Origin of the sequence: Parapedobacter tibetensis (genome assembly GCF_024704835.1) — a bacterium.
Lineage (GTDB): Bacteria > Bacteroidota > Bacteroidia > Sphingobacteriales > Sphingobacteriaceae > Parapedobacter > Parapedobacter tibetensis.
Window position 1 is genome coordinate 36,937 of the sequence record NZ_JAMXBE010000021.1, and the last position, 14,832, is coordinate 51,768.

The window sequence follows — 14,832 nt, forward strand, 5'->3', positions numbered from 1 at the left end:
TTTACTCGTTTTCCTTATCGCGCCTTCTGTGCTGCAGTTGGCGCATTAAGTAATTGCGGAACTCCTCTTCAACTTCAAAGAATTGTGAGGCACGGGCCTGCCCAATCACATTGGCAAAACGTTTCCTATAGATTTTCTTCACTTCCAACTCTTTGGCATCAAAAGCGAGGACATCACGGTTGGTGGGATTAAGGCTATTTCCCGGGAGTTTCTGGCTTCGCAGGTTCTGCGATTTCCTATCCCGTTTCTCATGCCTTAGATTGGATATTTCCTTATAATATTGATTGTATATTGGGAAAAATTTCTGCGCTTCCGACGGCGTTAGATTGAGTTCTTTGGTAATGAACGCTACTTTCTCCGCCTCGATTCGCTCAAATCGCTTTGACCTGTTCTCCTGAGCCATTGTAAAAGCAGTGGAAAATAGCAAAATAGTTGCAATGAGATTCAAATATTTTATTAAGGTCATTTTTTTAAAGCGTATTATTAAGGTATGCTTCGATATCTTCTTCACTTAATCCCTCCCCGATATTACGCCCACCGAAGTCATCGAGATGCTCCGAAATGTAGGTGAAATCGCTGGTTGTGCCATAAAACTCAAGATAATTGAGTATTTCTTGGTCAGATACAGCGGTTAAATGGTTGGTGCTTATGGACTGCTCGCTGTCAGCGAACCTTAAAAACCCAACAATACTTACAGCCAATGCGACACAGGCCGCGGCAGCATAAGCCATCCATTTTGGCCGGCTAATCTTCCTAATGGGTGTTAATTCTCCTTGGGACGTCCTTTTGGTGATGGCATGTTGCAGATTATCAAAATAATCCGCTGGCACGATAAAGCCCGGTTCGTTTACTTTTTCCTTGAGTTTTTGCGCTGAAACCTCAATCAGAATATCTTCCTGTAATTGTTGAAAATAGCCCGGCGGAACGGGCATTGACAGCAGCGAACCATTGCCAATGTGCCTACATCTTTCGGATAGGTTTCTTTCCAAGCCTACAAAGTAGCCTTCCGGAACAGAAAAACCAGGCTCATCCACGATTTCTTTCAGTCTTTGCTCGGCAATTTTTGTGGTTATATTATCCCGCAGTTCATCAAAATAACCCGAGGGAACCATGAATGAGGCTTGTGAATCTTCGATATGGCGACACCTTTGGAGAATACATACATGTAGGTCCTCGAAATAATCGGCTGGCACTGTATATGGATTCATTTGCAATGCATCCGGCAGTCTTCCCGATTCATCCAAGTGGCGATATGTGTGTTTATCCTTCATGGTACTTCTTAGATGGTATTGTTACGTGAAGGTTTAATCGTTTGCCTCAAAAAAATGCGCTATTTTCTTTACAGCTAAGTGATATGATGCTTTCAATGCACCCACACTGGTGCCTACGATGTCTGATATTTCCTCATATTTTAAATCGTCAAAATATTTCATGTTAAACACCAGGCGTTGTTTTTCAGGAAGCGTAAGCAACGCCTGCTGTAGCTTTAGCTGGGCTTGATTGCCATTAAAATAGGTGGTGTCCGTCAGCGAATCGGCTAGGTATGCAGAGCTTTCATCGTCTAATGAAATATTTTGCCGTTGTTTTTTCTTGTTCAAGAACGTAATACATTCATTGGTAGCGATGCGATATAGCCAGGTGTATAATTGGGCGTCTTCCCTGAAATTCGCCAAGTTTTTCCATACTTTGATGAATATATCCTGTACCAAATCATCTGCATCGTCATGATCGATTACCAAACGTCGGACATGCCAATATATTTTTTGCTGGTATTTTTTCAACAATAGGACAAACGCCTCTTCACGTGTACGTTCATCTGCAAATTTCTCCAATATCTGGGCGTCTTCCATCATGCACTGGATTGGGTGCTTATCATCCCTACTGTTTCCGTTTGATTACGCGCTGTACAGCGCTTACGATGTTGGCGGCATCTAATCCGTATTTTTTCATCAGGTCGGCCGGTTTGCCACTTTCGCCAAAGCTGTCATTCACGGCTACATATTCCTGAGGTGTTGGATTGTTTTTGGCCAATACTTGTGCAACACTGTCGCCAAGTCCACCAAGCCTGTTATGCTCTTCTGCCGTCACTACACAGCGAGTTTTGGCCACTGATTTCAAGATGGCGGCCTCATCCAATGGTTTAATCGTGTGGATATTGATGATTTCCGCATCGATACCTAACTCAGCCAGTTGTTCTCCGGCTTGAATAGCCTCCCACACCAGATGGCCCGTGGCAAAAATACTGACATCCTTGCCTTCATTAACCATCCATGCCTTGCCGATTTCGAATTTTTGGTTGGGATCCGTAAAAATAGGGACAACTGGACGGCCGAAACGCAAGTATACGGGGCCTTCATAGTCGGCGATGGCAATAGTCGCTGCCTTGGTCTGGTTGTAATCACAAGGATTGATAACGGTCATACCCGGCAACATCTTCATCAACCCGATGTCTTCCAATATTTGGTGAGTAGCCCCGTCTTCGCCCAAAGTGAGGCCTGCATGTGATGCACAAATTTTCACGTTTTTGCCCGAATAGGCAATAGACTGCCGAACCTGGTCGTAAACACGTCCTGTAGAAAAGTTGGCAAATGTACCAGTATATGGAATTTTACCTCCAATCGTAAGCCCAGCCGCGATACCCATCATGTTGGCCTCAGCAATGCCGATTTGGAAAAAGCGTTCAGGAAACTCCTTGATGAAATCATTCATTTTGAGTGAACCAACCAAATCAGCACATAGTGCCACCACGTTTTGATTTTTTTGGCCCGCTTCCAATAACCCCGCGCCAAATCCTGAACGGGTATCTTTTTTATCTGTATAAGTGTATTTTTTCATTTTTCATTTTTTAGATATGAGATATGAGATATGAGTAGCTAAAGTTAATAGTCTCCCAAAGTTTCCTCCAATTGCGCCAGAGCCAATGCCAATTGCTCATCATTAGGCGCCACACCATGCCATTTATGCGACCCCATCATGAAATCCACACCGTTACCCATTTCTGTTTTCATCAATATCAATACAGGCTTGCCCTTACCGGTGCGCGATTTGGCATCGGTCAACCCGGCCAGTACTTCGCTCATGACATTGCCATTCATTTCAAGCACATCCCATCCAAAAGCCTCCCACTTGGCCCTGAGGTTGCCAAGAGACAGCACATCTTCCGTAGCCCCATCTATTTGCTGCCCATTGTAATCGATGGTCGCGATGAGGTTATCTATTTTGTTGTATGGGGCATACATGGCAGCTTCCCAGACTTGTCCTTCTTGCTGTTCGCCATCGCCCATTAGCGCATATACCAAATGGTTGTCATTATTGAGCTTTTTGGCTCGGGCGGCTCCAATGGCTACGGAAAGCCCTTGGCCTAGTGATCCGGAAGCCACACGTATTCCCGGTAACCCTTCATGCGTAGTGGGGTGACCTTGGAGACGTGAATTAATTTTACGGAATGTAGCTAATTCGCTGGCATCGAAATAGCCTGCCCGCGATAATGTGCTATAAAACACTGGAGAGATATGGCCGTTTGATAAGAAGAAGATATCTTCTCCGATGCCATCGATATCAAAACCAGGTTTTCGATCCATGGCGCTAAAATACAGTGCAACAAAAAATTCGGTGCAACCTAATGATCCGCCAGGGTGTCCCGATTGGCAAGCATGGACCATCCGCACAATGTCACGTCGAACCTGGGATGCAATTTTTTCCAATTTTGTGATGTCTTCGCTCATTATTATAAGGTTAATTCAGTTTTTGCGGCCAAAGTTAGTGATTTTACGTTAGATGTGGGTTATGAGATGTGAGACTTGAGATATGTGATGACTACAATAACGGTTTCAACACTTCCCATACATTCTCAGCAAGGATTTTATGCCCTTCTTCGGTTGGATGAATGCCATCCCGTTGATTTAGCTTAGTTTCACCAGCCACACTTTCCAATAAGAAGGGTACATAAGCCATATCATTCTCTTCAGCCAACTTCGGAAAGATGGCTGTAAACGCCTTGCCATATTCGCCGCCCATATTGGGGGGCACCATCATGCCTGTGAGCACCAATTTGCAGCTAGGATATTTATTTTTTACTTTATCGATGATGCCTTGTAGATTTTTCCGGGTTTCTTCGGTGGGAATACCCCGAAGGCCATCGTTGGCGCCTAACTCCAATACGAATACTTCGATTTCCTCATTAAGTAGCCAATCAATGCGTTCATTTCCGGCAGCAGAGGTCTCGCCACTTAATCCTGCATTGATAACCTGATAAGGGAGTCCCAACGAATCTATCCGTTGTTGAATAAGACTAGGAAATGCCAAGTCAGGGCTGTCGAGACCATAGCCCGCAGTGAGACTATTGCCAAAAAAAAGAATGTTTTTGGTTTCCGTCTTTGATTTTGCTGAATCCTGCTGGCTTGTTTGTGTATTGTCTTTCTCCGTTTGGCCAGTTGGATTGCCACAACCAATTATGAAACAAAGCCCTAATAATGCAATCAATGTTTTGAAAAACATATCGCTACATTGCTTCCGCTACTACCTCTTGCACTTCGGGTACCATCCGCTTAAGCAGGCCTTCGATACCTGCCTTGAGGGTGATGGTAGATGATGGACAACCGCTGCACGATCCGCGTAGTTCTACAAACACAGTGCCTTCATCAAATGATTTGTAACTGATGGCTCCACCATCCTGTTCCACGGCAGGCCGTACATAGTCATGTAGGATTTGCTGTATTTTGATTTCGGTTTCTGTACCTTCAAAATTCACATCCTCATCCTTCGCCACTTCTTGTACCTTGAGTTCAGACTCCACGGCACCTTTCACAAATTCCTTGAGCAAACCTTCGATATCTTCCCATTCCGCGTCTTCGGTTTTGGTGACCGTTACGAAATTGCTGGCAAAAAACACACCGTTTACAAAGTTGAACTTGAACAATTCCCGTGCGAAAGGCGATTCTTGTGCCTTCTGCTTATCGGGGTAATCCAAACTTCCATTAATCAGCAGCTTATTAACCAAAAATTTCATGGTAGCCGGGTTGGGAGTATATTCCGTATAGACGTTTATCGTTGCCATGTTTAATTAATTTATACAAAGGTATTAATAATTCATGACTGTTTTGGTCAGGGTGAGGTCAAAGGTTCGGTGTTTATACGCCTGTGTAGCTCCATGGTGTTATCGCTTTCAACTCCGCTTTCACGGCATCGCTCACATTGAGGGTGTCTACAAAGGCGGCAATAGCCTCCTGGGTGATGGCCTCATTGGTGCGGGTCAATTCTTTCAATGTTTCATAAGGTTTCGGATAGCCTTCACGTCGCAGGATGGTCTGTATGGCTTCGGCCACCACTGCCCAGTTTTGCTCCAGATCGGCCTTCAAGACACTTTCGTTGAGGATAAGTTTTTTTAAGCCCCTAATGGTGGATTTGATGGCAATGAGGGTATGGGCCAATGGCACGCCGATATTGCGGAGCACGGTGGAATCCGTGAGGTCACGTTGCAAGCGCGATATGGGCAATTTGGCTGCCAAGTGTTCAAATAACGCATTGGCCATGCCAAGATTGCCTTCGGCATTTTCGAAATCAATGGGATTCACCTTATGGGGCATGGCCGATGATCCGATTTGTCCTTTGGTAATTTTCTGCTTGAAGTAATCCATGGAGATATAGGTCCATACATCCCTACATAGATCTATCAATATGGTGTTGATGCGTTTCAGTGCATCACAGTGGGCTGCGAAATGGTCGTAATGCTCGATTTGTGTAGTTGTTTGTGAACGCTGCAGTCCCAATGTTTCATTGACGAACATATTGCCAAAGGCCACCCAATCTGTATCGGGATAAGCCACTTTATGGGCATTGAAATTGCCCGTGGCACCGCCGAATTTAGCGGCATAAGGAATAGTTTCCAAGCCTTGGATCTGGTTGCCTATCCTTTCGACGAAAACCTTGATTTCCTTACCCAACCGGGTGGGAGATGCCGGCTGTCCATGCGTGCGGGCAAGCATCGGTACGGTGGCCCATTCAGTAGCCAATTGTTCCAGTTCCGTTACGAAGCTGTTGAGTTGTGGAATATATATATTCGTGAGTGCTTCTTTCCATGAATAGGGAATAGCGGTATTGTTGATATCTTGTGAAGTCAGTCCAAAGTGAATGAATTCCAATGAATCCACCAAACCCAAGGCTTCAAATCTATCTTTGAGAAAGTATTCTACGGCTTTTACATCGTGGTTGGTTTCTTTTTCTTTTCCCTTGATCCATTGGGCATCTTCCAATGAAAAGTGTTTATAAATATCCCTTAATTTGTCATTAAGACTACCATCAAAATGCCGCAACTGAGGAATCCCCTTGTTACAGAGCGTTATAAAATATTCAATCTCCACGAATACCCGGTATTTAATAAGGGCATATTCAGAAAAATAGTCGGATAATTCCTGTGTAGCATTATGATAGCGACCGTCTATGGGAGATACGGCCGTGAGTGGTGATAAGGACATACTGAATAATAGTTTGCTACAAAGGTAGAAAAAATGAAGGGGAGATACGAAAATCTTACATCACAGAAACGAGCGGTTGTTATAGACTCATATCGTAATGCGTCCTCCCGTTACCGGTATCGTAGCACCGAAGATGTAGCTGGCTTCTCGCATGCAAGGAAAACAAAAGCAGGAACTATCTCAACATAGGTGGTGCGATAAGTATGCATCGATTATATGGTTATTAAATCGCTACGACATCGTGCTGATGGACTAGACTATTCTTGCAATCGATTTGTCAATGGTCTCTAGAATATGGTTTGAGCTTTTTCTTTAATTGTTGCCGCGCCACATGAATACGGGTTTTTACCGTCCCTATCGGAATTTTAAAATGCTCAGCAATTTCATGGTATTTATACCCTTCAAAATACATAGAAAACGGATAGTAATATTCTTCCGATAGGTGCGACAAAGCCTGCTCAATATCTTCCATCACGAATTTCCCTTCTGCACCATTATTTAGCGCACTTTTAAAAAGATCTGAAGACGAAATATTATCGGATTTAATCATGATTGAGTTGGTCTTGACCTTTCTCCTGTAATAGTTGATGAAGGTGTTTTTCAATATCGTGTAAAGCCATGCCTGCAAATTCGTTCCTTCCTTAAATTTGTTGTAATATGAAAATGCTTTTAGCATGGTATCTTGCACCAAATCATTGGCATTTTCCTCATCATGAGTGAAATAGAAAGCGTAATTGTTTAGTGAGCCAGCCTCATTTATAACTTTGGCATTAAATTCAACCTTATTCATAACTTATAGAATTTATTGTTCACGATATATTTTTACTGTCGATGCTTTTAACTATCCTTATTAACATAATTAACATAGCCAACTGCTCGCTCATGCCTTCAACTCTCCACTTTTTAACTGGTAAAAAAGGAACAGACCCCAACGACCAATGGCCGATAGCACCTATCGATTGTTCTGTCTGGAAAAGAGATAAGATATTACCGAATGATAACGGGCTATCACCGGAATGCATAACGATATTTGTCAACATCGTCTACCTTTTATCATCAACATTTAAAGAAACAATCAAATACTTGCCTAGTTTTTTATGCTTGTCTAGTTTTTCCATATTTGAGTTAGACCCTGTTCTTTAGTAATAATGAAAATGAATTGGTAATAAAATGCTGTTTGTTTTAATGGATATAATTAGCAACTGCTTGCGAAGATAATAACAACATAGGAAGTGTTTTGTTTGAATTAATTATAAAAAACTGAAAGGGGTCATCGTGCTCAATAATAGAGACCTCAATATGGTCACCTGGGAGCACGTATGTTATCTGGAGAACCCAAATTTGATATGAGATGGACTTGCATCCGAGGCGATCACTGCATGAATGCAAAGAATAATAGGGATAATTCATTAACAAAACCATCCATGAAAGTGGAGCAATGGTCGACATATCTATACACCGACAACTAAAATTAAGACATAGTGAGCGGCTAAACCCTTACCGCAATAACGGTATCCTAGTTGGTGTATATCCATAATTACTTGATATATGTGTTGTATGCATATTGGGTATGACGTTTGATTAATGTATATTTTTCTCAAGATTATTAGTTGGCACAATGAGCAAGGTTGAATTGACGATAATTGGATGCGGTGACGCATTCGCGAATGGAGCACGGATGCATACATGCTTTTATATAAAAGCATCCCATTGCGGCTTGTTGCTTGACTGTGGTGCAAGTGCCGTACCGGGGTTGAAAAAATATGGTGTGGATAGCAATGATATAGATACCATAGTAATATCTCATTTCCATGGTGACCATTTTGGAGGTATACCCTTTTTATTGCTAGAAGAATCTTTAAGGCAACGTGAAAAACCACTGACGATTATCAGCCCACCAACAGGTAGGGAGCGGATTACGCAACTTCTCAATCTTTTATATCCAAGCAGTGATGTATTAGGAAGGCTTAATCTCCTATTCAAGACGTTTATTCCTGGCGGAATGTTGCAAGCTGATCATTTGGAAGTATGCGCGTTCCCTGTCGTCCATACGGAGGAGGCTTTTCCGCACGGGTTACGGATAGGGATAGGCGGTAAAATAATAAGTTATTCGGGTGATACGGAATGGACACCGGTACTGATCGAATTGGCTAGGGATGCCGATTTGTTTATTTGCGAATGCAATTTTTACGATTCAGCGATAAAAGGCCATATGAATTACATGACCCTGCGGGCATACGACAAACAACTTACCTATAAGCAAATATTACTAACGCATTTTGGTGCCGAGATGCTCCAAAACCTTGATCAGGTGAGGCATGCATGTGCAGAAGATGGCTTAAAAATCGTATTATAGCAGGGGTTTAGGCAGTGCAAAATGACCATTAATTGCGAAATTTTTGTGTTACCATTAAACCGTATACACCACCATCCAGAATGCCTATCCCCACACGGCCGAATGCTGGACGGAGGATGTTAGCACGATGGCCTGGCGAATCCATTAAACCTTCATGGGCCAATAGTAAGGTTTGGGCAATGGCCAGATTTTCTCCAGCAGCGAGAAAGGTAAGATTGGCCTTTCGTATGCGATCGAACGGTGTGTCGCCTTCCAGCGTGATATGCGAAAAATAGCCCCGTGCAAACATGTCTGCTGAATGTTGCCGGGCTACCGGTATCATTTCCACATCATTTTTTAATGGAGGGAGATCGACTTTCGCACGTTCTTCATTAATCAATTGAAGCATCTCAGTTTCTAAGTCGGGTCGAGGTTTGGGGTTTTTAACGGTGAAGGGGAGATCCACTTTTTTGGTGGAAGCCGGGTCGATAGTCATTTTGTTCATCGATCGGTTTACAGCCTCTTCAAATACAGGGGTCAATTGTTGCTCTACTCGTTCTAATTTAGTTGTTAATCGTTGTGCTAGCCAACTATTACGCGTATGAGATGAAACGGTGTCTGATAACGGGAGCAGCAACAGTAAAGCCGACACAATAGCTGCATAAAGGATTCCCATTATGGCTCCGGGCAAAAGACCAAGCAGCTTGTTTAATTTATGGTCATGAGTTTTCTGAGGAATTGTCCGGATTACTTGGCCTGTCAGCGTTGAAAAAATGATGCTGACTACTAGCAATGTAATTAAAAATGTCAGGGGAATCGTCCATATACTGGCAATGACATGTGTTTCCACAAATTCGGAGAGATAACGATATAGCCAAAAAGTAACCAAAAGGCTTCCCAGCCATGAAATCAATCCGGCCATTCCTGAATAAAACCCTTTGGATATTCCATTCCAGAGAGCCAGTAAAATGATCAAGGCAAGTATGATATCTATAATATTCATTTGCTCCCTTACTTTACTGTATAACAATGAAAGGGGTATGGGGTTTTATGATAATGCTCAAACAAAAAATATAGGCTGGTGTTCTCATGGTAACTTGGTATGAATAAACTGAAAGATAAAGTAGCATTGGGTTACCGGGTCAGATTCCGGGATTTCAGCTAGGGCACGGGGCACGGGTGTCGCAATGCAGGATAATCAGACATAGACCTCCATGGTTAATTAAAAAATGCCGGAAAAGAAAACAGCTAATCATCAAGATTATTATCCTAATCAAAAAGTAAGATTACTTTTAGGCGGCAATGCGTATTTTACATTGCTTATTCAGCTCATTGAACAAGCAAAAGAACATATTCACTTACAGGTTTATATTTATGAACCAGATGAAACAGGACAACAGGTAGCTGATGCGTTGATTGCTGCGGCGAAAAGAGGAGTGACTGTATATATACTTGTAGATGGCTATGGTTCGCAGGGCCTGAAAAAAACCTTTACAAGGCAATTTGAGGAAAATGGTGTGCATTTCCGGTTTTTCGAACCCTTGTTCAAAAGTAAAAACTTTTATGTAGGTAGGCGGATGCATCAAAAAGTGTTTGTAGTAGATGCCCATTGTGCATTGGTAACGGGCGCTAATATTGGCGATAGGTATAATGATAAGCCAGGCCAAGCCGCTTGGTTGGATTTTGCGCTTTACGTGGAAGGTGAAATTGCTATAAAGTTATGTGAGTTATGCTGGATGACTTGGAAGAACTTCCAGCGGATTAGGCATATTCCGCGTTGTGAGGTTTATCCCACTAAGATTGACTTTGGACCCAAAGAAACCTGCGCCGTGCGGATGTGTCGGAATGACTGGGTACGGCGGAAACATGAAATTAGCAGAACCTATGCACAAATATTACGAAATGCCGAGGCAAAGGTCATTATACTCTCCAGTTATTTTTTGCCGGGGACAGCTATACAAAATCATATCAAGGCGGCGGTGAAGCGTGGTGTAAATGTGAGGCTAATTATTTGTAGCCGTATGGACGTTCCGCTGGTGAAAGATGCCGAACGGTTTATGTATGGTTGGCTTTTGAGACACCATGTAGAAATTTATGAATACACCGGAGAGATGCTCCACGGTAAATTGGCTACCTGTGATGAAGAATGGATGACTATCGGTTCTTTCAATGTCAATGACCTTAGCGCTAAGGTTAGCGTGGAATTGAATCTGGATGTACAGGGGGAAGCTTTTGTACAACACACAATTCGTGAGTTGGAATCCATTATGCAAAATCATTGCATACGCGTGTGCCCCGATAGTTTTTCTAATAACAATGGTTTGCTGACCAGGTTTATGAGATGGTTTTCCTTTAAGATGTTGCGTATCATTTTTTTCCTAGGTACTTTTTATATGAAACAAGAAAAGCGAAGGAATGATTAACAACAAGTCGCTATACTATTGCCTTAGTTTCCATTTCGTTTATACTGTAAATTCCAACCAAGAGCTATTATCCGTATAGTCAAATACGACATGAATCGTATTTTCAAATTCGAAGGAGCGAACCAAACCAGCAATTTCATGTTTAACGGTATTGATGCATTGATGGATTAAGTCGTTTCTAAATCCACTTGCTTGTAAGTCCAATACATATCCGATGGATATGATCCTGGCCAATACCTTACCTAAATCGACCAATTTTCGTTGTGGCAAAACAGTGTCAATCTGAAAATCGGTTTCCTTTTTGAAGAAATCAACGGCATTGGCGGTAAGGGGATGCCGCTTCAAAAAACTGAAAAGATGTTGCTCCTTTTCCTTTTTCATCATCCGGTACATCGTTTCAGCAATTTGACCATATAACATTTCATTGGAACCTTCAAATATTTGAAACGAGCGGCTATCTGTTGTCCCTCGGCCACCGATATGGCTTATTCTGTACCCTTTTGCCCCAGAAACCTGCAAGAGTATTTGCGCAGATTCATGCATCATATCAGTCACCACTGCTTTCATACTATTTGCCTCAAGGCCTGCCAAGGCTAGGTTGTTTTCAATGCCACTTATGGTGCAGCTTCGGGCGCACATGGCGGAACATAAGGTATATGCCGCTTGTATCCGTGAAAGCTGAAACTGGATTTGGTCCATGTCAAAGAGGCTGCTTGCTCCGATGGTTCTGTTTTTACAATGGGTGATGGCTTCATCCAACATCCGTTTGATAAATCCCATACCCATCCCCGGAAATTGCAACCTGCTTCTATGTAGAATGTCAAGCATCATTTTTATACCGGTAGATTCCGGCTGTAGCTTGAACGACTTCGGTACTTCAATGTCAAGTTCATTGCGCCCATAGGGAATCATATATAGGCCTAGATTGTCATAATATTCTTCTACTTTGATTTGTTGTTTTTCCTGCCGAGTATCGCAGATGAAAAAACTGAGGTCGCGATCCAATTGACCGCTGGGCAATTGCTTCCTTGAAGCAACGAGCCAATAATCGGCCATTCCGGTCAATCCCTGCCAGTGTTTTGTCCCTTTTATTTGATAGCTATGTTCCTGTTCTTTATGATAGGTTTGCATATTCAAGGCATCGCTTCCGAAATCAGGTTCGGTAATCATCAGTCCCCCCATACCCCGTTCTTCGATAAACCGCTTAAAAATAGCCTCTTTAACGGCCGGCTTGGCATATTTAGCCACAGGTTCCAGAAATAAGGCAATGTTAATTCCAAAAATTAAAGAGAGTGAGAGCGATTCATAGGATGCGGAGGCCAAGATACCCAGGCATTCTTTCACATGTAGCCCACGGCCTCCGTATTCTTTGGGGATAGCTACCGATAAAGGGTGCTTGTCTAAAATTTCATTGCTAATGGAAGATGGTAAACCCCTCCTTAGGCTTAATTGATCGATGTCATTTCGTTCATGAAAAAGATGCTTCAGCGTTTGTTCAAAATCCTTTATAAAGGATTTGAAATTTGTATTTATTGGTGGTGTTAGTGTATCCAGCATTGTTTAAAGATGTTATATTTTTTTTACCACCTCTGTATAAGTGGCCAATTTTTCAGCATGCCTTCTCATTTTGAGATGACAATTTAATGCGACTTTAGTTTTGAGAAAATTGAAGAGCTAGGGCGATCATTCGCTAACAACCAATGACTAATCCTAGCATATTAAAATTAAACATTTAGGTACGGAATCTCAAGTTGGCACGGGTGTACTAAAAAAAGCAACCACATGTTCAGAAAAAAAGAGATTATATCGCAACCTATTTACATTCATGCAATGATAAGGAATAGACAGCATTTGGCCCAATTTTGAACGATAAATATTAGTTGATGATGAATTTTTTGTGTGAATTAGATGAAGCAAAAGAAAATATCGTCATTGTCGAAAAAGATGGGATATGGCAGGTAATGGATGGTGAAATCCATCCTGATATTGTGAGTGCAATAGGTAAAGCATTGCGCTCATACGCTCGTTATAATTCATTAACCTGACATGAATTCATTAACCTATATGTTTGTTCGAAATTCTTCAAACAATAATGCCCACAGATTGTCAACACCTTAGAAGCATTGATTGGTAGCGCAGGCTCATCATTTGGAGATGCGGAGATCAAAAACGGGAAGAGACAATTAGTTTTAGAAGAATTGCAATAGCTTAAAAGAAAGGAACAATCATGGAAGACTTGAAAAAAACAGCTGAAGTGTTAAATGACTTAATCAAAATCAACAATGACCGAATCGCAGGCTACCAAAAAGCAATAGCCGAATTGCCAGCTGCCCATGTGGACCTCAAAGCACTTTTCAGTGGATTGATAGAACAAAGCCAAAATCTAAAAACCGAGCTCCAAGAACACATCAGTTCACGGGAAAATGTGGTAGATGAAGACACCACCATGGCCGGTAGAATATACCGTGCATGGATGGATGTCAAGGTGATTATGGCTATGGATGACCGTAAAGCGCTTTTAGAAAGCTGTGAGTATGGAGAAGACGCTGCGCAAAGAGCCTATCGGCAGGCAGAGCAAGAAGAAGGAATATCCATTGCTGCCAAGTCGCTTATTTCCAAACAAAAAACACAATTGTTGGCTTCACATGACCATGTCAAGCAATTAAGAGATCGTGAAAAGGTGATATAATGGAGGTAGATGAGAATAATAGTCAACAACATATTTATGATGATGAAGAACCTGAGTACAACGGCGGAATGTTTAAGGGATTTGGTAGCATTCCATGCCGAACGCATAAATGGTTATGAAAACATGCGGAATAAGTTTAGTCCCGAGGAGACCTGTTTAGAATCGTTATTCACTGGATTCATCAGGCAAAGCAAGATGATGAAGAAGGAGTTATATGATATTGGAACCTCCATGGGAATAAAAGAAGAGATGTTGCTGCCTCAACAGGAAGGTGAATACGGACTGGCATGGTCTGTAGTGAAAGCCGTTTTTTCCGACCGGATGCCCAGTTATTCTTTGGACAAATGTAAATCGGGTGAAAATGCACTATTAATTGCTTATCATAGTGTAGAAGGTACAGATGGATTGAATGCCGAAGTAAGAGCATTGGTTAATAAGCAGAAACGGGAGGTAATAGCTGCCCGTGATTGGATTGCTCATTTTGAGCGATTACTGCATAAGCAAGCCATGAAAGAGCCTTTGGCAGCTGTCTCATAATCCGGTATGTGTTTGATAATATTAAAGCAAGTTCCCATTTTTATGGGATTTCCAACACTATAAATCATGACAGACCAATCAAAAACAACATTGGAATTGCTGAATGACTTGATCGAAGTGAATGGGCGGCGTATATGGAGCTATCAATCCGTACTTGAAGGCCCCATTGATCGCACCGATGAAGGCCTGATACGGTATTTACGCAGATAATTGCCCAAAGGGGGCGGGAATAAGGTTACTTGGACGCCTTGTTATTGAGCCACGTTAGCTTCCTTCATGGCGATTTCTGTCAATTTTGCATCGGTGTCTGATGCAATCTTTGGCCTACTGGGAGAGTGTAACACCAACTGTGTCACTGGATAAAACGAATAAATA

The 14,832-nt window shown here is 42.2% G+C and carries 18 protein-coding genes; 6 read left to right on the plus strand and 12 right to left on the minus strand.

The features are described 5' to 3' along the window. Nucleotide 1: 1 nt before the first annotated feature. The 10 genes from NF543_RS22945 to NF543_RS22990 all read right to left on the minus strand — a co-directional run bounded on the left by NF543_RS22945 (nucleotide 2) and on the right by NF543_RS22990 (nucleotide 7,513). Nucleotides 2-466, minus strand: coding sequence for a hypothetical protein (locus NF543_RS22945; protein WP_257670545.1), 465 nt, complete (start codon nucleotides 464-466; stop codon nucleotides 2-4). Between the two features lie 4 nt (nucleotides 467-470). Next, nucleotides 471-1,271 (minus strand): hypothetical protein, encoded by an 801-nt coding sequence (locus tag NF543_RS22950; RefSeq protein ID WP_257670546.1) that lies wholly within the window; start codon nucleotides 1,269-1,271, stop codon nucleotides 471-473. 33 nt (nucleotides 1,272-1,304) lie between these two features. Continuing rightward, nucleotides 1,305-1,850: an RNA polymerase sigma factor gene (locus tag NF543_RS22955; RefSeq protein ID WP_257670562.1), complete on the minus strand. Its 546-nt coding sequence runs from the start codon at nucleotides 1,848-1,850 to the stop codon at nucleotides 1,305-1,307. Nucleotides 1,851-1,878: 28 nt separating this feature from the next. After that, nucleotides 1,879-2,835: a transketolase family protein gene (locus NF543_RS22960; RefSeq protein WP_257670547.1), complete on the minus strand. Its 957-nt coding sequence runs from the start codon at nucleotides 2,833-2,835 to the stop codon at nucleotides 1,879-1,881. A 44-nt stretch (nucleotides 2,836-2,879) separates the two neighbouring features. Next, nucleotides 2,880-3,725 (minus strand): transketolase, encoded by an 846-nt coding sequence (locus NF543_RS22965; RefSeq protein WP_257670548.1) that lies wholly within the window; start codon nucleotides 3,723-3,725, stop codon nucleotides 2,880-2,882. 91 nt (nucleotides 3,726-3,816) lie between these two features. Beyond that, nucleotides 3,817-4,497, minus strand: a complete 681-nt coding sequence (locus NF543_RS22970; RefSeq protein WP_257670549.1) for an arylesterase — start codon at nucleotides 4,495-4,497, stop codon at nucleotides 3,817-3,819. Nucleotides 4,498-4,501: 4 nt separating this feature from the next. After that, nucleotides 4,502-5,056 carry a NifU family protein gene (locus NF543_RS22975; protein ID WP_257670550.1) on the minus strand — a complete coding sequence of 185 codons (555 nt, stop codon included), beginning with the start codon at nucleotides 5,054-5,056 and terminating at the stop codon, nucleotides 4,502-4,504. Between the two features lie 73 nt (nucleotides 5,057-5,129). Then, the gene (purB, locus tag NF543_RS22980) at nucleotides 5,130-6,473 is read right to left on the minus strand and encodes an adenylosuccinate lyase (protein WP_257670551.1); all 1,344 of its coding nucleotides are present in this window, start codon (nucleotides 6,471-6,473) and stop codon (nucleotides 5,130-5,132) included. A 277-nt stretch (nucleotides 6,474-6,750) separates the two neighbouring features. After that, nucleotides 6,751-7,263 (minus strand): RNA polymerase sigma factor, encoded by a 513-nt coding sequence (locus NF543_RS22985; RefSeq protein ID WP_257670552.1) that lies wholly within the window; start codon nucleotides 7,261-7,263, stop codon nucleotides 6,751-6,753. Nucleotides 7,264-7,282: 19 nt separating this feature from the next. Continuing rightward, a complete protein-coding gene (locus NF543_RS22990; protein ID WP_257670553.1) occupies nucleotides 7,283-7,513 on the minus strand; it encodes a hypothetical protein in 231 nt (76 codons plus the stop codon). 578 nt (nucleotides 7,514-8,091) lie between these two features. On the opposite strand from NF543_RS22990, the gene NF543_RS22995 reads away from it, so the two are divergent. Then, the gene (locus NF543_RS22995; RefSeq protein WP_257670554.1) at nucleotides 8,092-8,829 is read left to right on the plus strand and encodes an MBL fold metallo-hydrolase; all 738 of its coding nucleotides are present in this window, start codon (nucleotides 8,092-8,094) and stop codon (nucleotides 8,827-8,829) included. A 28-nt stretch (nucleotides 8,830-8,857) separates the two neighbouring features. Here the strand turns inward: NF543_RS22995 and NF543_RS23000 are convergent, their stop codons facing one another. Next, entirely contained in the window at nucleotides 8,858-9,811 is a 954-nt protein-coding gene (locus NF543_RS23000) for a CvpA family protein (protein ID WP_257670555.1), read from the minus strand. Between the two features lie 226 nt (nucleotides 9,812-10,037). Between NF543_RS23000 and NF543_RS23005 the strand changes: the two genes are divergently transcribed. After that, nucleotides 10,038-11,231: a phospholipase D-like domain-containing protein gene (locus NF543_RS23005; protein WP_257670556.1), complete on the plus strand. Its 1,194-nt coding sequence runs from the start codon at nucleotides 10,038-10,040 to the stop codon at nucleotides 11,229-11,231. Nucleotides 11,232-11,270: 39 nt separating this feature from the next. Here the strand turns inward: NF543_RS23005 and NF543_RS23010 are convergent, their stop codons facing one another. After that, the gene (locus tag NF543_RS23010; RefSeq protein WP_257670557.1) at nucleotides 11,271-12,788 is read right to left on the minus strand and encodes an acyl-CoA dehydrogenase family protein; all 1,518 of its coding nucleotides are present in this window, start codon (nucleotides 12,786-12,788) and stop codon (nucleotides 11,271-11,273) included. A 326-nt stretch (nucleotides 12,789-13,114) separates the two neighbouring features. On the opposite strand from NF543_RS23010, the gene NF543_RS23015 reads away from it, so the two are divergent. The 4 genes from NF543_RS23015 (at nucleotide 13,115) to NF543_RS23030 (ending at nucleotide 14,667) form a co-directional block, all read left to right on the plus strand. After that, nucleotides 13,115-13,276: a hypothetical protein gene (locus NF543_RS23015; protein ID WP_257670558.1), complete on the plus strand. Its 162-nt coding sequence runs from the start codon at nucleotides 13,115-13,117 to the stop codon at nucleotides 13,274-13,276. Nucleotides 13,277-13,458: 182 nt separating this feature from the next. Beyond that, a complete protein-coding gene (locus tag NF543_RS23020; protein ID WP_257670559.1) occupies nucleotides 13,459-13,920 on the plus strand; it encodes a PA2169 family four-helix-bundle protein in 462 nt (153 codons plus the stop codon). A gap of 42 nt (nucleotides 13,921-13,962) precedes the next feature. Next, nucleotides 13,963-14,457: a ferritin family protein gene (locus tag NF543_RS23025; RefSeq protein WP_257957558.1), complete on the plus strand. Its 495-nt coding sequence runs from the start codon at nucleotides 13,963-13,965 to the stop codon at nucleotides 14,455-14,457. Nucleotides 14,458-14,523: 66 nt separating this feature from the next. Continuing rightward, nucleotides 14,524-14,667, plus strand: a complete 144-nt coding sequence (locus tag NF543_RS23030; RefSeq protein ID WP_257670561.1) for a hypothetical protein — start codon at nucleotides 14,524-14,526, stop codon at nucleotides 14,665-14,667. Nucleotides 14,668-14,832: the final 165 nt, after the last annotated feature.